This is a genomic window from Streptomyces sp., assembly GCF_036524955.1.
GTDB lineage: Bacteria > Actinomycetota > Actinomycetes > Streptomycetales > Streptomycetaceae > Actinacidiphila.
On sequence record NZ_DATDBG010000316.1, the window covers coordinates 1 to 22,457 of the forward strand.

The following is a 22,457-nucleotide window of genomic DNA, read 5'->3' on the forward strand; positions in this document are numbered from 1 at the left end:
TGCTGCAGGAACTCCGGTTTCTGCAGCAGCCGCACGGTCCGTGCCTCGACGTACGCGTCCAGGTGCGCCTGATTCCGGCCCACGGCGTGGCAGTCTCGGTTCGGGCAGTAGTAGATCTTTGCTGTCTTCCGGTTCCGGCCGCCGGACGGTTTGAGTGCCACCCCGGCCTGACACGCGTAGCAGACAGCAACCCCGCTGAGCAGGTGCCGCCGTTCACGGCCCTGGAACGGACGCTCCTCTGCGCTACGCCGGTAAAGAGCGGCGATGTCCCCCCACTCCTCACGTGTCAGGATCCCGTCCCACGCCGCCGGGTAGAACTCGCCCTGGTACTCGATGAGACCGGCGACCCGAGGCCCAGTCAGCACGTTCCGCAGCGACTTGGCGGTCCACAGGTTGCCCTCGGTGGTGCGCACGCCCTCGGCGTTGAGCCACGCTATGACGCTGCCCCTGCTCTGGCCGGCCAACAGCCGCGATGCCACCTTGCGCAGGTATCGAGCCTCCCCCGGCACCTGCCGATCGGTGTCGTACACCGGTACCTCGACAACTTCGCCCGTCGCCTGGTTGAGGCGCTGGCGTGTGCCGGTCTGCACGCCGTAGCCGAAAGGCCGGCGCCCGCCGCGTTGGGTCTTGCCGAGGGCGATGTTGGCCTTGATGGTCCGCCGCATCCGGCGGCTGGTGCTGTCCGACTCACGGCACGCCGCGGCTACCTCGATCCGCAGGATGAACCGGTCGTCCGGCGCGTCCAGGTCTCGGGTGCCCGACACTGACGCGATCCGAACCCCGCCACGGTCCGCGATCGAGATCAACTTCTCCAGGTCGTGCGGCTGCCGCATGAGTCGGTCGCCGTGGTACACGATGATGCTGCCGATCGTTCCGGCTTCGAGATCGGCCAGCATTTTGTCCCACGCCGGCCTTTTGCGGTTGCGCTGCCACGCAGACCGCGAGTTGTCGACATAGACGTGCTCGTCCGCGATGGGCCAACCAAGTCGCGTCGCGAGTTCGCGGCAATCCGACTCCTGGCGCTCGACCTTTTCGACCGATCCGTCCGGCGCGTAGCTCAGACGGCAGTAGATGCCAGCCAGCTTCGGGGTGGCCTGGGTCGCGTCCATGGGCCGTCCCTCCTTCGGGTGATGACTGTTCGTAGTGTAGGTGTAAGCCTGACAGTAAGTGACTTGCTGGCTGCTTTGAACACGGGTCACGAGGGCGGCTGCGGCACCGTGCACGCCAACGCCGCCCGCGACGTGCCCGCGCGCCTGGAGGCCCTCGGCTCGACGGCGGGGCTCGACCGGGCGGCCCTGCACAGCCAGTTGGCCGCTGCCCTCTCGGTCGTTGTTCACCTGGTGCGGGACGGTTCGGGGTGCAGGCGGGTTGCCGAGATCCACGTTCTGCGGCGCGATCCGGACGGGTTGGTCGGCACCGTGCCCGCTCTCTTCCGCGACGCCCGCGGCCGCACCGACCGCGGGCCGGGATGGCAACGGCTGGCGGCCCTGTGCGCGGCAGGTGCGTCATGAGGGCCGGGACGGACCCGGGCGCGCTGATGTGGGCCGCCGTGCTCTGCGCCGGACTTGCCCTCTGGGCGGCGCGGACCCGGGACGACGTGCGGCGCCGGGCACGGCGGTTGGTGGGCGGTGCAGGGGTGGAGTGCGGCGGGTCGATGCTGCAGCGGGTCGGGGAGGTGATCACCGGGGTGCGGTCGGGGCAGCCGGGGAGACCGACGGGGCCAACGGGACTGGGGCATTGGCTCGGGCGGAGGCTGGTTCGATGGACTCGGCGGGACGGGGTGGAGCCGAGGTGGGGGCAGCCCGGTAGGCGGCGGTTGCCCGGCCGGTTGTTCGGCCGGTGGGTCGCTCGGTGGGTTGGGCCGGAGCGGAGGAACGGGCGCACCGGCGCGGTGGGGCGGCGGTGGGCATTGCGGACCGGGCCGGAGTTGCTGTGCCTGCCGGTGGGGGCCGTGCTGGGCGGGGTGACCCGTTCGGTGGTGCCGATGCTGGCCGGGGCGGTGGCCGTGCCGCTCGTGGGGCGCGCGTTGCGAAAGCGGGTCGAGCGGGCAGCCGCGGAGCGCGGTGCGGTCGCGGTGGGGGTGTTGTGCGACACCGTGGCGGGGGATCTGCGGGCCGGACGGCCACCCAACGCGGCGCTGGCTGACGCCGTCGAGTCGGGCGGGTGGCCGCAGTCGGCCGAACTCGCGGAAGCCGGACGGCTGGTGCTGTCGGCCGCACGGTTCGGGGGTGATGTGCCGCAGGCGCTGCGGGCCGCCTCACGGCTTCAGGAGGGAGTCCGAGGGCTCGCTGCAGTCGCCGCGTGCTGGCAGGTCGCGGTGGACGGAGGCGCGGGACTGGCAGCTGCCCTGGATCGGGTCGCCGCCGCCCTGCGGGCCGAGGCGGACCAACGGGAGGACCTGCGCGCGCAGTTGGCGGGCCCGCGTTCCACAGCGGTGCTGCTGGCGCTGCTCCCCGGGTTCGGCCTCGTCCTGGGCGCGGGGCTGGGCGCCGACCCCTCGGCGGTGCTGCTCCACACGCCGGCCGGGCTGTGCTGCCTCGGAGCGGGCACGGCCCTGGAGCTGGCCGGGCTGGCATGGACGGCACGGATCATCCGCAGGGCGGAGGGCCGGCCTGTGCGGGAGGCGGTCGCTGCCGGCGCGGCGAAGAGGGGACCGTCATGAGCGGCGGGTCTGTCCACAGCCTGGGGATGACAGGAGCCGCCGTGGCGGGCGCTCTCGCGGTGGCGATCGCCGGGGTGGAGGCGTGGCGGGAGTGGGCCGCCGTGCGGCGGTCGCGCAGTGCGCTGGGCGTGCGGGCCGCGGCACGGAGATCGGCTCTGGGCTCGCTGCGGAGGGTCGACGGGCCGACACGGGAGTGGGCACCGGTGGTCGCAGCCGGGCTTGCGGTCGCCGTGCTCGTGGGAGGGCTGCTGGGAGCCGTCGCCGGGCTCGGGGCGGCGTACGGGGCCCGGAGGTGGCTCGAAAGACGCTCGGGCGCCGCTGCCGGCTCCGTGGGAATCGGCGGCGTCGATCCGGCCGAACTGCCGCTCTGCGCCGATCTGATGGCCGCATGCCTGGCCGCCGGAGCCACGCCCGGGGAGGCAGCGGGAGCAGTGGGGCGGTGTCTGGGCGGGCCGCTGGGCACGGCGCTGATACGGGCGCAGGCCGAAGTGCGGCTCGGCGCGGACCCGGCGGAGTGCTGGGAACGGTTCGGCAGGCTGCCGACGGCCAGCGAGATGGGCCGGTGCCTGGCCCGGGCGTCCACGACGGGCAGTGCCCCGGTCGCGGAGATGTCCCGGCTGGCCGCCGACTACCGCGCCGCCCACGCCCGTTCGGCGCTCGCCCGGGCACGGCGGGCCGCGGTCCTTGCCACCGCGCCGCTGGGCGTGTGCTTCCTCCCGGCCTTCTTGCTCGTCGGTGTCGCGCCGGTGGTGTTGGGGCTGGCCGGCACGGTCCTCGGCGGCCCGGCCGGCTGACTGTCACCGCATATCAAGGGCTGCCCCTGCGGCTGCCGGCGCACAGCACCGCCGCACCCGGGCAGCCTTCCGCGCCCGTACGGCGGGCGCCCCGAGCCGCGTGGGCGGGTCCGGCCTCGGCGCCAACTGCCGCTCGCGCAAAGCAATCACACATCACATCAGTCAAACCCCAATGAATCAGCAATCAGGAGGATCCGATGACGAAGCACATGGTGTCCGGCTGGGTCGCACGCAGGGTCCGCCGGTGGCGCGCGGCGGCGGAGGCCGGGATGAGTACTGCGGAGTACGCAGTGGGGACCATCGCGGCGTGCGGGTTCGCGGCCGTGCTCTACAAGATCGTGACGAGCGGGCCCGTGCGGTCCGCACTCGCCGGGGTGATCGAGAAGGCCCTTCATGTGTCGTTCTGAGCGCGCCGGGCCGCGGCCGGGCGACCGGGGCTACGTGACGGCTGAGACGGCCGTCGTGATCCCCGTGCTGGTGGCACTGGCCGCACTGCTGATCTGGGGCCTGACGGCCGCTGCCGCGCAGGTCAGGTGTGTGGACGCCGCGCGGGCCGGGGCGCGGGCGGCGGCCAGGTCGGAGGTGCCCGGCGAGGTGCGGAAGGTGGCGCTGGCAGCCGCGCCGGACGGGGCGAAGGTGAGGGTGGTGCGGGACGGAGACCTGGTGCGCGTGCGGGTCACGCTGCCGAGACCGCGCTTCCCGGTCACCCTCGTGGCCGAGGCCGCCGCTCTGGACGAGGCAACCGTGGATGGGGGTGGCGGGCTGTGAGGGGCGCCGCGCGGTGGGAGGACCGCGGTTCGGCCACGGTCTGGTCGCTCGGGCTGATGGCCGTGCTGCTCGCGGTCTTTGCGGCCGTGCTGCGCATGGACGGGGCTGTGGTCGTGCGCCACCGCGCGGGCGGCGCCGCGGACCTGGCGGCGCTCGCCGCGGCCGATCACGCATTGGACGGTCGGGAGGCCGCCTGTGCGCTGGCCGGGCGGGTGGCACGGGCTCAGGGCGCCGTGCTGAGGAGGTGCGAGGTGGTCGGGGAGGTGTCGGATGTGGTGGCGGAAGTCGGCGGAGCCAGGGTGCGTTCGCGCGCGGGCCCCTCATGGGCCGCGGGCGCCGCGGCCAGTACCGGGTCAGCCGGTCGTGCCAGAACCCTCGTCGCTGGTGGTTCCGGTGTCCTTCCGGGAGTCGGAGCCGTCGGCCGTGCCGCCGCCGGGCTCGGTGCCGGTTCCGTCGCCGGGCGTGATCCGGTCGGCCCCGCCGTCGGGTTTGGTGGGGTCGTCCGCACCGCTCCCCGGCCCGGTGGCGGGCTCCGCCTCGGCGCCGGCGGTGAGGAGGCAGTCCAGGAGGCGGACGGCGGCGGATTTGTCCAGCGGCTCGTTGCCGTTGCCGCACTTGGGGGACTGGACGCAGGAGGGGCAGCCGAAGTCGCATTCGCAGGAGGCGATGGCCTCGCGGGTGGCGGCGAGCCAGGAGCGGGCGGTGCGGAAGGCGCGTTCGGCGAAGCCCGCGCCACCGGGGTGGCCGTCGTAGACGAAGACGGTGGGCAGGCCGGTGTCGGTGTGCAGGGGTATGGAGACGCCGCCGATGTCCCAGCGGTCGCAGGTGGCGAAGAGCGGGAGGAGGCCGATGGAGGCGTGTTCGGCGGCGTGCAGGGCGCCGGGCAGTTCTTCGGGGTGGATGCGGGCGGCCGCGAGTTGGGCGTCGGTGACCGTCCACCAGACGGCGCGGGTGCGCAGGGTGCGTGGGGGGAGGTCCAGTTTGGTCTCGCCGAGCACCTCACCGGTGAGGAGCCGGCGGCGCAGGTAGGACACGACCTGGTGGGTGACCTCGACCGAGCCGAAGTGTATACGGGCCTCGCCCCAGGGCTCGTCCAGTTCGTCGGAGAGCACGCGGACGTCCGTGGTGTCGCGGGCCATCGTGGAGTAGGGCGGGTCGGCCCGTTCGACGAGGGCCACGCCGTCCTCGAGGTCCAGCCGTCGTACCAGGTAGGTGCGGCCCTGGTGAAGATGGACGGCGCCGTCGTGGACTGTGGTGTGGGCGGCGGACGCGTCCACCGTGCCCAGGAGGCGTCCGGTGGCGGCCTCGACGACCTGGACGGGTTTGCCGCCCTCGCCGCGGATGTCGGTGAGGTCGGCGGCCCGCTCCCGCCGGGTCCAGTACCAGCCGCCCGCGCGGCGGCGGAGCAGCCCGCGCTTCTCCAGCTGCGGGACGAGGGAGGCGGCCTCCGGGCCGAAGAGTGCGAGGTCGTCCTCGGTGAGTGGGAGTTCGGCCGCGGCTGCGCACAGGTGCGGGGCGAGGACGTAGGGGTTGTCCGGGTCGAGGACGGTGGATTCGACGGGCCGCTCGAAGATCGCCTCGGGGTGGTGGACGAGATAGGTGTCCAGGGGGTCGTCGCGGCCGACCATGATCGCGAGGGCGCCCTGCCCGGAGCGCCCGGCGCGGCCCGCCTGCTGCCACAGGGAGGCCCGGGTGCCGGGGTACCCGGCCAGTAGGACGGCGTCGAGACCGGAGATGTCCACGCCCAGTTCGAGGGCGGAGGTGGAGGCGAGGCCGAGGAGGCGGCCCGAGTGCAGATCGCGTTCGAGGGCGCGGCGTTCCTCGGGGAGGTAGCCGCCGCGGTAGGCGGCGACCCGGCGGGGGAGCGAGGGGTCGATCTCGGCGAGGCGTTCCTGAGCGATGAGGGCGACGAGTTCGGCGCCGCGCCGGGAGCGGACGAAGGCGACGCTGCGCACGCCCTGGAGTACGAGGTCGGTGAGGAGTTCGGCGCACTCGGCGGTGGCCGTGCGGCGGACGGGGGCTCCGTGTTCGCCGGACAGTTCGGTGAGCGGGGGCTCCCAGAGAGCGAAGGCGAGTCCGCCGCGCGGGGAGGTGTCCTCGGTGACCTCGACGACCGGTACGCCGGTCAGCCGGGAGGCGGCCTGGGCTGGGTCGGCGGCGGTCGCGGAGGCGAGCAGGAAGACGGGCTCAGCGCCGTACCGCGCGCAGACCCGCCGCAGGCGCCGGATCACCTGGGCGACGTGTGAGCCGAAGACCCCGCGGTAGGTGTGGCACTCGTCGATCACCACATAGCGCAGGCTGCGCAGGAAGGAGGCCCAGCGGGGGTGGGCGGGCAGGATGCCGAGGTGGAGCATGTCGGGGTTGGTCAGCACGTAGGTCGCGTACTGGCGTACCCACTCTCGTTCCTCGAAGGGCGTGTCCCCGTCGTAGACGGCCGGCCGCACGGCGTTGCCCAGCGGCGCGGCGAGTGCGCTCACGGCCCGGCGCTGGTCGGCGGCCAGCGCTTTGGTGGGCGCCAGATACAGCGCGGTGGCACCGCGCACCCCGCCGCTACGGCGTCCCGGGCCGCCCGGCCGCGCCCGCGCCCCGGCCCGGACGGTCGCCGCCCCGCTGTTCCCAGCAACTCCGGCCCCGTCGCCGATCGCCTCGGCGCCGCCCTCACACACCTCGCCGGGCCCGGCCTCGGGCTCTCCCGGGCCCGGTGCTGGCGTGCCGCTTACGCCCGGTCCGGCCCCGGGTTCGCTCCCGTCCGCGCCCCTCGGCGGTGCGCCCGGGGGCTCCAGGAGGGCCGTGAGGACGGGGGCCAGGTAGGCGAGGGATTTGCCGGAGGCGGTGCCGGTGGAGAGGACCACGGATTCGCCGCGGGTGGCATGGGCGGCGGCGAGGGCCTGGTGTTCATACGGACGGGCGATTCCCGCGGCGCGGATGGCGTCGACGACGGCGGGATGGATGGCATCGGGCCAAGATGCATGGCGGCCGACCCGCGGGGGCAGGTGCTCCGTATGGGTGATGCGTACGGCACGGTCCGCCCCCGCGGCGAGCCGCTCAAGAGCGGTCCGGGGGGAGGGGCGGCCGTGCGCCGACTGCGGAAGATGATCCTGGGCCATCGGCACTCAGTGTGTCACCGGCGTGACGGACAATCGCAGTAAGGCGTCGTGCTGGCCCACCGCGAAGTGATTGAATGCCATCGCGGCCGCCGATCCTTCCCCTACCTTCGGGTGGGGAGGCCCCTACTACCGTCGGTGGGGAGGCCCCAGGGGGCGCCGCGTCGATGCAAGGTGCTGGAGGATCCGTGGACCTGTCCCTGTCGACCCGAACCGTTGGCGATCGCACGATCGTCGAAGTCGGCGGCGAAATTGATGTGTACACCGCGCCCAAGCTGCGCGAGCAGTTGGTGGAACTCGTGAACGACGGGAGTTACCACCTGGTCGTGGACATGGAAGGAGTCGACTTCCTCGACTCCACCGGATTGGGTGTCCTCGTCGGCGGGCTGAAGCGGGTGCGCGCCCATGAAGGATCGCTCCGACTCGTGTGCAACCAGGAGCGCATCCTCAAAATTTTCCGAATCACCGGTCTGACCAAGGTGTTCCCGATTCACACCTCGGTCGACGAGGCTGTCGCGGCGACCGACTGACATCGCCCGAGAGGGGCACCGGGCGGACCGCCGTCCGGGCCCCTGTTATGCCCAACCACAGACCGGAGGGGGACCATGCCCACCGTAGAACTGCTCTTCAGCGCCCAGCCGGAGCATGTGCGTACCGCACGGCTCGTGGCGGCGGCCGTGGCGCGCCGGGCGGGGGTGGACGAGGCCGCTCTGGACGAGGTGCGGTTGGCGGTGGGCGAGGCGTGCAGCCGGGCCGTCGGGCTGCACCGCAACAACGGCGTGGAACAGCCCGTGCGGGTGCTGCTCAACGAGGAGGAGAAGAAGTTCTCCATCGAAGTGGCCGACGAGGTGCCGGGTACCGCGTCGGGCTCGTCTCCGGACGACGGTGAGGACTCCGCCGCCGACGACGAGGGCGAGATGGGTCTGGCCGTCATCAGCGGCCTGGTCGACGACGTGGAGGTCCTCGGCGGCGAGAACGGCGGCGTGATCCGCATGAGCTGGCCCACGGTGGCTCCCTAGCCGCTGGCCGCTGGCCGTGGCCCCGCCACCCCGGCCCAGGCGCCCCCGGCAGCCCGGGCGCCCTGCGGCAGCCGGGCGCCGAAAAACCCGCGCCCGGCCCCCCCACCCCGGTGCCCCGGCTCCTTCCGCGCTCCTTCCGGGCACGGCTGAAATCCGCCGAGCGGAAACCCGGATCCCCATTTACCGTGGAATCCGTTACGCACCTTTTCTTGATCTCTGGACGCTCCCTACAATTCGTCCATCTTGCTCAGCTCGCCTGAGCGTTGCGGCTTGTCAGCCGTAAGAGCCGCACGCCCATGCGCCAAACGTCAAGGAGGACGAATGGCGGGGCCACTCACCTCTCACACGCTTGCCGCGGCACCGGTGTTGACCAGCGGTAACCGTATCCTCGTCTGGATCATCGCGGTCGTCGCACTGGCGGCGCTGGCGCTCGCCGGGGTGCTGGTACGTGAAGTACTGGCGGCGGACGAGGGTTCCGACAGCATGAAGAAGATCGCCGCTGCCGTGCAGGAAGGCGCCAATGCCTACCTCGCACGGCAGTTCCGTACTCTGGGGATCTTCGCCGTCGCGGCGTTCTTCCTGCTCATGCTGCTGCCTTCGGATACCACTTCGCAGCGAATCGGCCGGTCGATCTTCTTTCTGGTGGGTGCGCTCTTCTCAGCGGTCACCGGATACGTGGGAATGCAACTCGCGGTCCGCAGCAATGTGCGGGTCGCCGCCGCGGCCAGAGCGGCCACACCGGCACCGGGAGAGCCGGCCGCCGACCTCACCGACGTATCGCACCGCGCCATGAAGATCGCGTTCAGGACCGGTGGCGTGGTCGGCATGTTCACCGTCGGGCTCGGGCTGCTGGGCGCGTGCAGCGTCGTACTGATCTACAAGGCGGACGCGCCGAAGGTGCTGGAGGGATTCGGGTTCGGAGCGGCGCTGCTGGCCATGTTCATGCGGGTCGGCGGCGGCATCTTCACCAAGGCCGCGGACGTCGGCGCCGACCTGGTCGGCAAGGTCGAGCAGGGCATCCCGGAGGACGACCCGCGCAATGCGGCGACCATCGCGGACAACGTGGGAGACAACGTCGGCGACTGCGCGGGCATGGCCGCCGACCTGTTCGAGTCGTACGCGGTCACCCTGGTGGCCGCACTCATCCTCGGCAAGGTCACCTTCGGCGACGCCGGCCTCGCCTTCCCCCTCCTCATCCCGGCGATCGGCGTGCTCACCGCCATGGTCGGCATCTTCGCGGTGGCCCCCCGCCGCGCCGACCGCAGCGGTATGACCGCCATCAACCGCGGCTTCTTCATCTCCGCGGTGATCTCGCTGGCAGGCGTGGCCATTGCCGTCTACGCCTACCTGCCGTCCTCCTACGCCGATCTCAAGGGCGTCGGCACCGACATCTCCACCCATCCGGGTGACCCGCGCACCCTGGCCATCGTCGCGGTGGCCATCGGCATCGTGCTGGCCGCGCTGATCCAGCAGCTCACCGGCTACTTCACCGAGACCACCCGGCGCCCGGTCCGCGACATCGGCAAGACCTCGCTGACCGGCCCGGCCACCGTCGTACTGTCCGGCATCTCCCTGGGCCTGGAGTCGGCGGTCTACTCGGCCGTGCTGATCGGGCTGTCGGTGTACGGCGCCTTCCTGCTCGGCGGCACCTCCGTCTGGCTGGCCCTGTTCGCGGTCGCGCTCGCCGGCACCGGCCTGCTGACCACCGTCGGGGTGATCGTCGCGATGGACACCTTCGGGCCGGTCTCGGACAACGCGCAGGGCATCGCGGAGATGTCCGGCGACGTGCACGGCGAGGGCGCCCAGGTGCTCACCGACCTCGACGCGGTCGGCAACACCACCAAGGCCATCACCAAGGGCATCGCCATCGCGACCGCCGTGCTCGCGGCCACCGCCCTGTTCGGCTCGTTCAAGGAGGCCATCGACACCGCCGTCGCCAAGGCCGATCCGGCGCGTTCCGACGCCCGCTGGCTCTCCCTCGACATCTCCCAGCCCAACAACCTGGTCGGCCTGCTGCTCGGCGCGGCCGTCGTCTTCCTCTTCTCCGGCCTCGCCATCAACGCCGTCTCCCGTTCGGCCGGCTCGGTGGTCTACGAGGTGCGCCGGCAGTTCCGCGACCACCCCGGGATCATGGACGGCACCGAGCTGCCCGAGTACGGCCGGGTGGTCGACATCTGCACCAAGGACGCGCTGCGCGAGCTGGCCACGCCGGGCCTGCTCGCCATCCTCGCGCCCGTCGCGGTGGGCTTCACCTTCGGCGTCGGCTCGCTCGCCTCGTATCTGGCGGGCGCGATCGGCGCCGGCACCCTGATGGCGGTCTTCCTGGCCAACTCCGGCGGCGCCTGGGACAACGCGAAGAAGCTCGTCGAGGACGGCCATTACGGCGGCAAGGGCAGCGACGCCCACGCCGCGACCGTCATCGGCGACACCGTCGGCGACCCGTTCAAGGACACCGCGGGCCCGGCCATCAACCCGCTGCTGAAGGTGATGAACCTGGTCGCGCTGCTGATCGCCCCGGCCGTGGTGAAGTTCAGCTACGGCGTCGACGCCAATCTCGGGATACGGGTCACCGTCGCGGTCCTCGCCGTCCTGATCATCGTCGGCGCGGTGTACGTCTCCAAGCGCCGCGGCATCGCGATGGACGACGAGGGAAAGGGCGGTGACCAGGCCCCGGCCGAGAACAACGACTCAGCTGTGGCCGCCTAGTCGGTCGCCCTGGCGTTACGGACCTCACATGCCGCCGCTACGGCGGCATGTGAGGTCGCTTCCGCGAACACGTGAGGTCGCCCCCACGAAGCGGTCGGTCGTGCGCTCGCTCCCGGCTGCCGCCCGCCCGCCGGACCGGACAGCCGCGCACGGCTTGAAATCGCACAAATACCATCAAATAATGCTACTGATTCGTGGTCGGTACCCCTCCGCCGTGTATGTTCCGGGGCCGTAAAGCCATGGAAGGGACCCATCCGGTGAAGGTGAACAAGAAGTTCTCGGTCGCGCTGTCCGGCGCAGCGGCCCTGCTCCTGGCGCTGTCGGGATGCGGCGGTGACGACACCGGCAAGAAGCGGGACGAGTGGGCGAAGGGGGTCTGTGACCAGGCCGCCGCCCAGGTCAGGAAGATCGACCAGGCGAACACCGCGATCAGCAAGGTGGACAGCGGGGGCAAGCCGCAGAACGTGAAGGCCGCCGACTCCGCCGCGTTCAAGGCGATCTCCGACGCGTACCGGTCGCTGGCAGGCATCTTCAGCAGCGCCGGGCCGGCGCCCGGCGACGAGGGAGAGAAGTACCAGCAGAACGCGGTGTCGGTGTTCACCAACCTGTCGGGCCAGTACGCGGCGCTGAAGACGCAGGTGGACGGTCTGGACACCAGCGACCAGGCGAAGTTCGCCAGCGGTCTCGCGGGCGTCTCCAACTCGCTGAAGCAGACCACCGTGAACGCCGAGAAGTCGCTGGCCACCCTGAGCGACGGCGATACGGGCAACGCGCTCGCCGCACAACCCGGCTGCCAGCAGGTCTCCGGCGCCGTGTCCCCGACCGCCTCGTAACGGGCGGCCGGCACCGGGGCGTGGACATCGGGGCGTGGACATCGGGGCGTGGACATCGGGGCGCGCCGGGCCGCGGCCCTTCCGCGACAATGGCCGGTGTGAGTACGCCCCTCCTTCCCGCCGCCGCCAGTGCGACGTCCCTGCGGGACGAGCTGAGAGCCGCCGCCTTCACCGCGGACGGCTGCCTCGATCTGCTGGGGGCCGTCGCGTACGCGGCGCTGTCCCGCGCCGAGACCGTGCCCGCGCTCCGCGCCACCCGCGGCGGCAGCCCACTGGAGACGCTGGTCCGGCTCTTCCTGCTGCAGCGGCCCGTGTCGTACGAGCGGGCGCGCGCCGTGTTCAAGGGCGTGGAGCGGTACGAGTCGGACGGCTGGCTGGTGCGGGACGGTGACGACGTTCGCGCCACGGTGGACGTACGCCCGTACGCCGGGGACGGCGGCGAGGACTGGTGGATCGTCTCCGACCTCGGGTGTGCGGTCGGAGGGGCCGGCGGCATCGGCAGCGCGCCCGGCGTCGACCGGGCCGACCTGGTCCTCGGGGTGGGCGGCGCGTCCACCACGCTCGCCGGGCTGACCGTCCGCGAGGCGGTGGGCAGCGCGCTGGACCTCGGCACCGGCTCGGGCGTCCAGGCGCTGCACGCCTCCCGGCACGCCACCCGGGTCACCGCCACCGACGTCAACCCGCGTGCCCTGCACTTCGCCCGCCTGACCCTCGCCCTGTCCGGTGCCCGCGAGCCGGAGCTGCGCCAGGGCAGCCTGTTCGAGCCGGTCGGCGAGGAGCGGTACGACCTGATCGTGTCGAACCCGCCGTTCGTGATCTCGCCGAAGGGACGCTTCACCTACCGGGACGGCGGCATGGCCGGCGACGACCTGTGCCGCACCCTTGTCCAGCAAGCCGCGAGCCATCTCCGCGACGGTGGCTGGTGTCAGCTCCTCGCGAACTGGCAGCACACCGAAGGGCAGGACTGGCGGGAGCGGCTCGCCTCCTGGGTGCCGCGCGGCTGCGACGCGTGGATCGTGCAGCGCGAGGTGCAGGACGTCGCGCAGTACGCGGAACTGTGGTTGCGCGACGGCGGCGACCACCGGGCGGACCCGGCGGCGTACGCGGCGCGCTACGACGCATGGCTGGAAGAGTTCGAACAGCGCAAGGTCAACGGGATCGGCTTCGGCTGGATCACCCTGCGCAACTCCGGTACGGACCGGCCGGTGATCACCGCCGAGGAGTGGCCGCACCCGGTGGAGCAGCCGCTCGGCCCGCACATCGCGGACTGGTTCGCCCGGCAGGACTTCCTGCGCGCCCACGACGACGCGGCGCTGCTCGGCGCCCGCTTCACCCTCGCGCCCGACGTGGTGCAGGAACAGGTGGGCCTGCCGGGCGCGGAGGACCCGGAGCACGTGGTACTGCGCTCGGCGCGTGGCATGCGCCGGGCGACGAAGGTCGACACGGTCGGCGCGGGCTTCGCGGGCGTCTGCGACGGTACGCTGCCGGCCGGCCGGATCGTGGACGCGATCGCCCAGCTGCTGGGTGAGGACCCGGTGATACTGCGCGACCGCACGCCGGAGTCGATCCGGCTGCTGGTCGAGCAGGGTTTCCTGGAACCGGCGGGGCGGTAGGGCGCCGGGCGGGCGCGAGGCATACGGACACAGGTACGGACGCGGGTGCGGGCGCGCGACCGGAAGAGCTCAGCGCAGGTTCCGTACACCCGTCCACCACGGTGGTCCCACCCGGCGTACTGCTCCCGCGCCCCAGCACCGGCCGCCGGCAGCGCCCCCGCAGCCCCTCCGTGAGCCGGCGCGCGTCCGCCCACAGGACGAAGGGCACGGCGAGCAGCAGCAGCGCGTTCTCGTTCAGGGTCCGCACGGGGTCGGCGTGCAGCAGGTCGTACGCCATCCGGGTGGCGTACGACGGGCAGAGCAGGCCGGTCGCCCAGTCGAACGGGCAGCACGGCAACCAGCGGCCGCCCTCGTGGGGGGCGGAGCGGTAGAAGGACCAGGATCCGGCGATCCCGGCCGCGAGGTGAGCAGGGGTGCGACGACAGGGTGGTCGCCACGGTCGCTCGCCCACCCCGTACGGTCGCTCGTGGCACGTCGGCTCACTCCTCGTCGCGCGCTTCCCGCCCCCGCCAGACCACCTCGAGCAGCGCCGGGTCGAACGGTGCCCGGGTGGACCGCCCCTCCGGAAGCGGCCGTACGAGCACGGCCTCGACCACAGCCGCGATCGCTATCCGCTTCTGCCGCAGGTCGAACTCCTCCCACCGCCGCCCGGTGAATCCGGCCAGCAGCGCGTCGGGCCAGTCCGCGTACGACCCGTGCTCCCCCGCGTCGCCCCCACCGCCTGCCTCTCCGAACCGCCGCACCAGTTCTGCCAGGACGAACCCGGTGACCGTCTCGTCCACCAGGTCCATCCGCCGGGCGAGCCCGCGGCAGCCGGGGTTGGTGCAGGCGTAGGCGCCGTGCGGGGTGCCGCGGGTGACCGGGTTGCCGACCAGCGTGGCTCCGCAGACCGCGCCCGAGGACCGCTTCACTCGCCCGCAGCGCAGAAACCCCGACAGGAGGTACTTCCGGGTCTGTGCGATCTGCCTGCGCTCCGGGGCGTGGGAGCCGGGGGCGGCGTACGGGCCGGCACCGCCCAGCGCGCCGGAGCCTCCGGCGCGCTGGGCGGTGCCGCCGTACCGCCGCAGCACCAGGCGCCACTCCTCCGGTGTGGCGACGGTCTCCCAGCCGCCGACGGCCGGTTCGCCGGTGCGCGGATCGAGCACGAGTTCGCCGCCGCGCATGCGGTAGCCGCACACCGCCGGATTGCTGACCATGTTGCGCACGGTCGTCCCCGTCCACCTGCCGCCTCTGACGGTCGGCACGTGCTGTTCCACCAGCCAACGGGTGACCGTCTGTTCGGACTTTCCCGTCATGATCATTTCGATGGCTTTGCGCAGGTACGGGGATTCCGCCGGGTCCAGCAGGTGATTGTGCGGCCGGCCGCCGGCGAGATCGCCTGCCAACCAGCCGAAGCGGCGATGCCCGCCGCTCCGCTTTCCGGCCGTCTCGGGCCGGTCGGCCGCCGCGTTCCGCGGGACCTCGCGTACCGCCGGCTCGCACGGTGTGGCATTGTCGGCAGGCGCGGCCGGAGGCTGGTCGGCGTGGATGAATTGACGCGCGATCTGCCTGGGGGACGTAGCCTTCATGGGGACCCCGACGGTGTGTACTGTAATGGTTAGAACATACATCGGGTTACCGTTCGAGTGGCGTTGTGGACTTTCCCCGTTTGACACGGGACCAGGAGGTACGGTCACACTCCGCAGCGACACCCCTTCGACCCGGAGAGAAGAGCGAAGTTGTCCCCGACCCGCGAGACCGCACACGGCAGCCGCCGACTCGTCATCGTCGAGTCGCCTGCCAAGGCGAAGACGATCAAGGGCTATCTCGGCCCGGGATACGTCGTCGAGGCCAGCGTCGGGCACATCCGCGACCTCCCCAACGGGGCCGCCGAAGTGCCGGCGGAGTACAAGGGCCAGCCGTGGGCGCGGCTCGGCGTCAATGTGGACAGCGATTTCCAGCCGATCTACGTCGTCAACGCCGACAAGAAGGCACAGGTCAAGAAGCTCAAGGATCTTCTCAAGGACTCCGATGAGCTATTCCTGGCCACCGATGAGGACCGCGAGGGCGAGGCCATCGCCTGGCATTTGCAGGAAATCCTCAAGCCCAAGGTGCCGGTGCACCGGATGGTGTTCCACGAGATCACCAAGGACGCCATCCAGGAAGCGGTCCGGAATCCCCGCGAGCTCAACCAGCGCCTGGTCGACGCCCAGGAGACCCGCCGCATCCTCGACCGGCTGTACGGGTACGAGGTCTCGCCGGTGCTGTGGAAGAAGGTCATGCCGCGGCTGTCGGCGGGCCGCGTGCAGTCGGTCGCGACCCGGCTGGTCGTGGAGCGCGAGCGCGAGCGGATCGCCTTCCGGTCCGCCGAGTACTGGGACCTGACCGGCACGTTCTCCACCGGCCGCGCCGGGGACGCCTCCGACCCCGCCACCCTGGTCGCCCGCCTGGTCTCGGTGGACGGTCGCCGTATCGCGCAGGGCCGCGACTTCGACGCCGCCACGGGTGAGCTCAAGGGCGGTTCGGCCGTCCTCCAGCTCGACGAGGCGAACGCCCGCGCGCTGGCCGCGGCCCTGTCCGACACCCGGTTCTCCGTCCGCAGTGTCGAGTCCAAGCCGTACCGCCGCTCGCCGTACGCGCCCTTCCGCACCACCACCCTCCAGCAGGAGGCGTCGCGCAAGCTCGGCTTCGGCGCGAAGGCCACCATGCAGGTCGCCCAGAAGCTGTACGAGAACGGCTTCATCACCTACATGCGTACGGACTCCACCACGCTCTCGGAGACCGCCGTCAGCGCCGCCCGCGCCCAGGTCACCCAGCTCTACGGCACCGACTACCTGCCGGACAAGCCGCGGGTCTACGTCGGCAAGGTGAAGAACGCGCAGGAGGCGCACGAGGCGATCCGCCCCTCCGGTGACCGCTTCCGCACCCCCGCCGAGACCGGCCTGACCGGCGACCAGTTCCGGCTCTACGAGCTGATCTGGATGCGCACCGTCGCCTCGCAGATGAAGGACGCGGTCGGCCAGTCCGTCACCGTCAAGGTCGGCGGGGCCGCCGCGGACGGCCGCGAGGCCGAGTTCTCCGCGTCCGGCAAGATCATCACCTTCCACGGCTTCCTCAAGGCGTACGTCGAGGGCGCCGACGACCCCAACGCCGAGCTGGACGACCGCGAGCGCCGGCTGCCGCAGGTCGCCGAGGGCGACCCGCTGAGCGCGCAGGAGATCACCGCCGACGGCCACTCCACCAAGCCGCCCGCCCGCTACACCGAGGCGAGCCTGGTCAAGGAGCTGGAGGAGCGGGAGATCGGCCGCCCGTCCACGTACGCGACGATCCTCGGCACGATCCTGGACCGCGGCTACGTCTTCAAGAAGGGCACCGCGCTCGTCCCGACGTTCCTCTCCTTCGCCGTGGTCAACCTCCTGGAGAAGCACTTCGGCCGGCTGGTGGACTACGACTTCACCGCCTCGATGGAGGACGACCTCGACCGGATCGCCCGCGGCGAGGCGCAGGCCGTGCCGTGGCTGCGCCGCTTCTACTTCGGTTCCGAGCACGGCGGGACCGGCGCCGTACCCTCCTCGGCCGGCGCGGGCAACGGCGACGGAGACCACCTCGGCGGGCTGAAGGAGCTGGTCGAGGACCTGGGCGCCATCGACGCCCGCGAGATCTCCTCCTTCCCGGTCGGTGACGGCATCGTGCTGCGCGTCGGCCGCTACGGCCCCTACGTCGAGCGCGGCGAGAAGGGCGAGGACAACCACCAGCGGGCCGACGTCCCCGCCGACCTGCCGCCGGACGAGCTGAGCGTCGGCTACGCCGAGGAGCTGTTCGCCCGGCCCAGCGGCGAGTTCGAGCTGGGCACCGACCCGGTCACCGGACGCCCGATCGTCGCCAAGGACGGCCGCTACGGGCCCTACGTCACCGAGGTGCTGCCCGAGGACACCCCGAAGACCGGGAAGAACGCGGTCAAGCCGCGTACCGCCTCGCTCTTCAAGTCGATGTCCCTGGACACCGTCACCCTGGACGACGCGCTCAGGCTGATGTCGCTGCCGCGGGTGGTCGGTGCGGACCCGGACGGCGTCGAGATCACCGCGCAGAACGGCCGCTACGGCCCCTACCTGAAGAAGGGCACGGACTCGCGCTCCCTGGAGAGCGAGGACCAGATCTTCACCATCACCCTGGACGAGGCACTGGCGATCTACGCCCAGCCCAAGGCCCGGGGCCGTGCCGCCGCGAAGCCGCCGCTCAAGGAGTTGGGCACCGACCCGGTCAGCGAACGCCCCGTCGTCGTCAAGGACGGCCGCTTCGGCCCGTACGTCACCGACGGCGAGACCAACGCGACACTGCGCCGCGAGGACGACGTCGAGACGATCACGCCGGAGCGAGGGTACGAGCTGCTGGCGGAGAAGCGGGCGAAGGGGCCGGTGAAGAAGGCGGCGAAGACCGCCAAGAAGGCTGCGCCGGCGGCGAAGAAGACCGCTGCCGTGAAGAAGGTCGCCGCGAAGAAGGCCGCGCCCGCCGCGAGGAAGGCGCCGGCGAAGAAGACGGCCGCCGTGAAGAAGGTCGCCGCGAAGAAGACTTCCGCCGCACCGGAGTGAGGTCGCGTGTCCCGCGGGGCGCTTCGCGTTCTCGATCCCCCTGGCCAACGCCGGGAGGTGCCCCCGGGGCGGGCCCGGTCTTGCCGGGTGGGCTCGGTGCGTTTGTCCACAGGCAGCAGGTGTCAGTTTCCGGCGGCCGGATAGGCTGTCGGGATGACGCGATCCGAGCAGCCATCGCAGCCGTCGCAGCCCGCTGACGTCGCCGACGCGTTCGCCACCGAGTTGGCGGCGGACTCGCGCGAGCGGGCTGTGGGGGCGTTGCTGAAGATTCCCGCGCTGCGGAAGTTGTGGGGAGCCCAGCTCACCGGGGCGGTGGCGGACCGGCTCGGTCTGCTGGTGCTGTTGCTGCTGACCGTGCAGGCGGCCGGGGCCGCGGGTGCGTTCGGGGGCGGTCACCGGGGCGTGGCGTTCGCGGTGGCGTTCGTCTTCGCCGCGCGACTGGTGGCGACGCTGCTCTTCGGCTCGGTTCTGCTGGGCCCGCTCTCGGCGCTGACCGCCGCGGACGGGCCGCTGGACCGGCGGTGGACGATGATCGGGGCAGACGGCGTACGGCTCGTGCTGTTCATCGTCGCCCCCCTGTGGATCACCTGGATGCCGGGCTCCGCCTACGTGTGGCTGCTGGCCTCCGTCTTCGTCACCGCGGTCGCCGAACGGTTGTGGACCATCGCCAAGGACGGTGCGGCGCCGCTGCTGCTGCCCCCGCCGGGTGACACCTCGGTACGGCCCGCGCCCGACCACCTGGCGACGCTGCACCGGCTGGACCTGCGCACGAGCTTCGGCGCGCTGCCGCTGGCCGCCGCCGCGCTGGTCGTGGTGACGCTGGTCAACACGCTGATCGCGGTGGGCGTGAAGTGGTTCGACCTGCACCAGGTGGGGCTGTCCTCCTACGTGACCGCGGGCCTCTTCTCGTCCTCGATCGCCATCCTCTACCTGCTGGAACTGCCGTCCGGCACGGCGTCCCGGCTGCGTTCTCCACTGCATGGGCTGCGCCGACCGAAGGGACCGGCCGGTGCGGAGAACGGCCGGACCGGCGCTCTGCCGCTGCTGGTGCCGGCCACAGCGGGGGTCGCGGGCGCGATCGGCGCGGCGGTGGCCGTCGCGGTGCTGCTCGCCGACGGCCTCGGGTTCGGGCCGACCGGGTTCGGGCTGCTGGTGCTCGCCCTCTCCGGCGGCACGGTCGCCGGCATCCTGGTCGCCCCGCGCACCCTGCCCGGTCTGTCGCGGCGCAGACTGCTCGCGCTGGCGATCGGCCTCACCGGGATCGCCTTGCTGCTGACCGGTGTCGTCGCCGACCAGACGTCCGTCCTGCTGCTCGCCCTGCTGGCCGGCGTCTGCGCCGGCATCACCGCGAACGCAGGCCACATCCTGATCGAGCAGGAGGCCGAGGAGCCGCGCCGGGCCCGCACCATCGAGCACCTGCACGCCGTGGTGCGGACCACGCTCGGCGCGACCGCGATCGTCGCGCCGCTGCTGGCCGCCGCGATCGGTCCGCACCGCATCCAACGCGGCCATTTCACCTTCGACCACGGCGGCGCCGCGTACACGCTGATACTGATCGGCGCACTGCTGCTGCCGGTCGCCGCGCTCGTCCTCGGCAAGACCGACGACCGCAGCGGCGTACCGCTGCGGCGCGACCTGCGCGAGGCGCTGCGCGGCGGCGAGCCGACCACGGCCCCGGCCGCCACCGGTTTCTTCATCGCGGTGGAGGGCGGCGACGGCGCAGGCAAGTCCACGCAGGTCGAAGCGCTCGCCGAGTGGATCCGCGCCAAGGGCCACGAGGTCGTCGTCACCCGCGAACCCGGCGCCACCGCGGTCGGCAAACGCCTGCGGTCCATCCTGCTCGACGTCTCCTCCACCGGTATCTCCCACCGCGCCGAAGCCCTGCTGTACGCCGCCGACCGCGCGGAACACGTCGATACGGTGATCCGGCCGGCCCTCGCGCGCGGCGCCGTCGTGATCTCCGACCGCTACATCGACTCCTCCGTCGCCTACCAGGGCGCGGGCCGCGACCTCGCCCCGACCGAGATCGCCCGGATCTCCCGCTGGGCCACCGACGGGCTCGTCCCGCACCTGACCGTCCTGCTCGACATCAGCCCCGAGAACGCCAGGGAACGCTTCACCGAGGCCCCCGACCGCCTCGAATCCGAGCCGGCGGAATTCCACCGCCGGGTACGCGCCGGGTTCCTCACCCTCGCCGCCGCCGACCCGGCGCGCTACCTCGTGGTGGACGCCGCGCAGACCCCCGACACGGTCGCCACCGTGGTACGGCACCGGCTCGACCAGCTCCTCCCGCTCTCCGCCCAGGAGATCGAGGCCCGCGCCGAGGCTGAGCGCAAGGCCGCCGAGGAGGCCGCCCGCCGTGCCGCCGAGGAGGCCGCCCGCAAGGCGGAGGAGGAGCGGCTGGAGCGCGAACGGCAGGCGCAGCTCGAAAAGCTGCGGCGCGAGGAGGAGGAACGGCGCCTCGCCGCGGAAGAAGCGGCCCGCCGCGAGATCGCCGAACGCAAGGCCGCCCAGGAGGCGGAGGCCGCGCGGCTGCGTGAGGAGGAAGCCGCGCGCATCGCAGCGGAGGAGGAGGCCCGCCGGGAAGCGGAGGAGGCGGCCCACGCCGCCGAACAGGAGCGGCTGCGACGCGTCGCCGCCGAGCAGGCCCGCCTCCGCGAAGAGGCGGAGGCCCGGCGACTGGAGAAGCAGCGCCAGGCGGAGGAGGCGTTGCTCCGCGCGGAGGAGGCGAGGGTGGCTGCTGCTGCGGCGGCGTTCGCGGCGGCGGTGTCGGGGAAGACCGGGGATTCCGAGCGTTCTGATGCCACAGGCGCCGGGAGTCGGCAGGACGCGGAGGAGACGAGGGAACTGCCTTCCGCGGGTGCGGGGTCCCCGGAGTCCGGGGAGGGCGCCGGGCCGTCCGGTTCCGGCGCGGACTCGTCCGAGACGACGACGGTTATGCCGCCGGTGGCGCCGCAGGACGCCGGTACCGCGCGTTCGCCGCAGGCACGGGACGCCGACGAGACGGCGGTGCTGCGGCCGGTGGTCCCCGGAGGGGCCGACGAGACCGCTGTACTCCCGTCGATGGCGCCCGGAGGGGCCGACGAGACGGCTGCGCTGCCGTCGGTGGCGCCGGAGGACGCATCCGCAGGCGGGGCGGAAACGCAGCAGGGTACGTCCACCGGGGAGCGTGTCTCGGACCCGTCCGAGACGACGAGGGTCATGCCCCCGGTCGTACCGCCTTCCGCGCCGGGCTCCGACGACCCCGCGGACCGGGTGCCCCCGTGGCTCTTCCGGCCCGAGAATCCGGAGACCGAGCGCACCCGCGAGCTTCCCGCCGTCTCCCCGGGGCGCCGGCCTCGCCCCGAATGGGCCGAGGAGACCCCTCTCGACGATCTCCCCTCGCTGGCGGACGAGCTCCTCGGCCCCCACGAGGACGAGGACCCCCCGCGCCGGGGCCCCCGCGGCTGACCTCCCGCGGGCCGGGTGGGCGGTGTTCCGCATCCGCGCCAGCCGTGCGGACGGGCGGGGGCACCCCGCCGCCGGCGCTGCGGGCCGTCCATCCGCCGTCTGCGGGCCGTCCTCCTGCGGCTACACGCAGTTGACGGCGGAGTCCGCCCGGTCGGCCAGGCCCAGCGGGTTGTCCGTGCCGCCGTTCCGCCGCCGTTCCGGTGCGACGACGAGCTTGATCGTCTTGTAGCCGGCGGTCCGGATGTGCACGGGCACCGCCGGGTCGCCGCCGCTGACCGGGCCGGAGGCCCAGAGCGGCGTGTCGTCGCCGTAGACCGAGAAGCGGACCGTGACCGGCAGCGGGCGGCTGAGGTCGTCCACGCCGGCCTTCGCCCCGTAGGTGACGCAGCCGAGGTTGAGGTCGATCGTGACCGTGGACGGCGCGTGGACGGTGATGCCGTGCTCATAGCGGGTGTCCGCGATGTTCAGGCCCCAGCGGTCCCACCACCAACTGCTGAGGGAGGGGCGGATGGTCGGCTCGCCCGAGTCGCCGAGGCCGTTGACCCCGAGGGAGTTGAGCCGGTACGCGACCGCGACCGGGGCCGGGGCAGTGGCGGGCGGTGGCGTCGGCCCCGGCCTCGGCGGCGTGGGCGAGGGCATGGGCTTCTTGGGCTCGGGGGCGGGTTTCGGCTTCGGGGCGGCCGGTGACGCTTTCGGCTGCGGCCTCGGCGAGGGCTTGGACGTTGCCGGCTGGGGCGCCGGCTTCGCCACCACCGGTGCGGGCCTCGGCGGTGGAGGCGTGGTGGCGGGCAGCGGGGCCACGGTGACCGCCGGGGACGCCGCCGCGGGCTGCGCCTTCGGCTTGGACTGCGGCTTTCCGCCGCTGTCGGCGAGGCCGAGCGCGAACGCCGTCGCTGCCGCCGCGACCACCGCTGCCGCCGCGACACCGACCTTCGCGGGC

General features: G+C 72.6%; 15 protein-coding genes and 2 pseudogenes. 13 read left to right on the top strand and 4 right to left on the bottom strand.

Annotated features, from left to right (window positions below; genetic code table 11):
- Window positions 1-1,109: recombinase family protein (locus tag VIW71_RS24995; protein ID WP_331624883.1), on the bottom strand; the 1,109-nt coding region annotated here is incomplete at its 3' end.
- Window positions 1,110-1,163: 54 nt separating this feature from the next.
- On the opposite strand from VIW71_RS24995, the pseudogene VIW71_RS25000 reads away from it, so the two are divergent.
- The 6 genes and pseudogenes from VIW71_RS25000 to VIW71_RS26680 form a co-directional block, all read left to right on the top strand.
- Window positions 1,164-1,511: pseudogene (locus tag VIW71_RS25000) on the top strand (ATPase, T2SS/T4P/T4SS family); the annotation flags it as partial.
- 398 nt (window positions 1,512-1,909) lie between these two features.
- The gene (locus tag VIW71_RS25005; protein WP_331624885.1) at window positions 1,910-2,662 is read left to right on the top strand and encodes a type II secretion system F family protein; all 753 of its coding nucleotides are present in this window, start codon (window positions 1,910-1,912) and stop codon (window positions 2,660-2,662) included.
- Window positions 2,663-2,688: 26 nt separating this feature from the next.
- A complete protein-coding gene (locus VIW71_RS25010; RefSeq protein WP_331624886.1) occupies window positions 2,689-3,456 on the top strand; it encodes a type II secretion system F family protein in 768 nt (255 codons plus the stop codon).
- Between the two features lie 197 nt (window positions 3,457-3,653).
- A complete protein-coding gene (locus VIW71_RS25015) occupies window positions 3,654-3,863 on the top strand; it encodes a DUF4244 domain-containing protein (RefSeq protein WP_331624887.1) in 210 nt (69 codons plus the stop codon).
- A gap of 34 nt (window positions 3,864-3,897) precedes the next feature.
- Complete coding sequence (locus VIW71_RS25020) at window positions 3,898-4,224, top strand: TadE family type IV pilus minor pilin (protein ID WP_414720840.1); 327 nt, start codon at window positions 3,898-3,900, stop codon at window positions 4,222-4,224.
- Between the two features lie 56 nt (window positions 4,225-4,280).
- Window positions 4,281-4,481: pseudogene (locus VIW71_RS26680) on the top strand (Rv3654c family TadE-like protein); the annotation flags it as partial.
- Window positions 4,482-4,577: 96 nt separating this feature from the next.
- Here VIW71_RS26680 and VIW71_RS25030 read toward each other — a convergent pair.
- On the bottom strand, window positions 4,578-7,331 hold the full coding sequence (locus tag VIW71_RS25030; protein ID WP_331624889.1) for a DEAD/DEAH box helicase: 2,754 nt from the start codon (window positions 7,329-7,331) through the stop codon (window positions 4,578-4,580).
- 185 nt (window positions 7,332-7,516) lie between these two features.
- Between VIW71_RS25030 and bldG the strand changes: the two genes are divergently transcribed.
- The 5 genes from bldG (at window position 7,517) to VIW71_RS25055 (ending at window position 13,499) form a co-directional block, all read left to right on the top strand.
- A complete protein-coding gene (gene bldG / locus VIW71_RS25035) occupies window positions 7,517-7,858 on the top strand; it encodes an anti-sigma factor antagonist BldG (RefSeq protein WP_031520166.1) in 342 nt (113 codons plus the stop codon).
- A 75-nt stretch (window positions 7,859-7,933) separates the two neighbouring features.
- A complete protein-coding gene (locus VIW71_RS25040) occupies window positions 7,934-8,347 on the top strand; it encodes an ATP-binding protein (RefSeq protein WP_331624890.1) in 414 nt (137 codons plus the stop codon).
- Window positions 8,348-8,668: 321 nt separating this feature from the next.
- Window positions 8,669-11,053: a sodium-translocating pyrophosphatase gene (locus VIW71_RS25045; protein WP_331624891.1), complete on the top strand. Its 2,385-nt coding sequence runs from the start codon at window positions 8,669-8,671 to the stop codon at window positions 11,051-11,053.
- A 239-nt stretch (window positions 11,054-11,292) separates the two neighbouring features.
- Window positions 11,293-11,886 (top strand): small secreted protein, encoded by a 594-nt coding sequence (locus VIW71_RS25050; RefSeq protein ID WP_331624893.1) that lies wholly within the window; start codon window positions 11,293-11,295, stop codon window positions 11,884-11,886.
- 89 nt (window positions 11,887-11,975) lie between these two features.
- Window positions 11,976-13,499, top strand: coding sequence for a DUF7059 domain-containing protein (locus tag VIW71_RS25055; protein ID WP_331624894.1), 1,524 nt, complete (start codon window positions 11,976-11,978; stop codon window positions 13,497-13,499).
- A gap of 479 nt (window positions 13,500-13,978) precedes the next feature.
- Here the strand turns inward: VIW71_RS25055 and VIW71_RS25060 are convergent, their stop codons facing one another.
- Entirely contained in the window at window positions 13,979-15,067 is a 1,089-nt protein-coding gene (locus VIW71_RS25060) for a recombinase family protein (protein ID WP_331624896.1), read from the bottom strand.
- A gap of 150 nt (window positions 15,068-15,217) precedes the next feature.
- Between VIW71_RS25060 and topA the strand changes: the two genes are divergently transcribed.
- Both topA and tmk read left to right on the top strand, forming a co-directional pair.
- Window positions 15,218-18,067 (top strand): type I DNA topoisomerase, encoded by a 2,850-nt coding sequence (topA, locus tag VIW71_RS25065; protein WP_331624897.1) that lies wholly within the window; start codon window positions 15,218-15,220, stop codon window positions 18,065-18,067.
- Window positions 18,068-18,220: 153 nt separating this feature from the next.
- On the top strand, window positions 18,221-21,517 hold the full coding sequence (gene tmk, locus VIW71_RS25070) for a dTMP kinase (RefSeq protein ID WP_331624899.1): 3,297 nt from the start codon (window positions 18,221-18,223) through the stop codon (window positions 21,515-21,517).
- A 120-nt stretch (window positions 21,518-21,637) separates the two neighbouring features.
- Here the strand turns inward: tmk and VIW71_RS25075 are convergent.
- Window positions 21,638-22,457, bottom strand: an 820-nt coding sequence (locus VIW71_RS25075; RefSeq protein ID WP_331624900.1) for an NPCBM/NEW2 domain-containing protein, incomplete at its 5' end; no start/stop codon positions are given.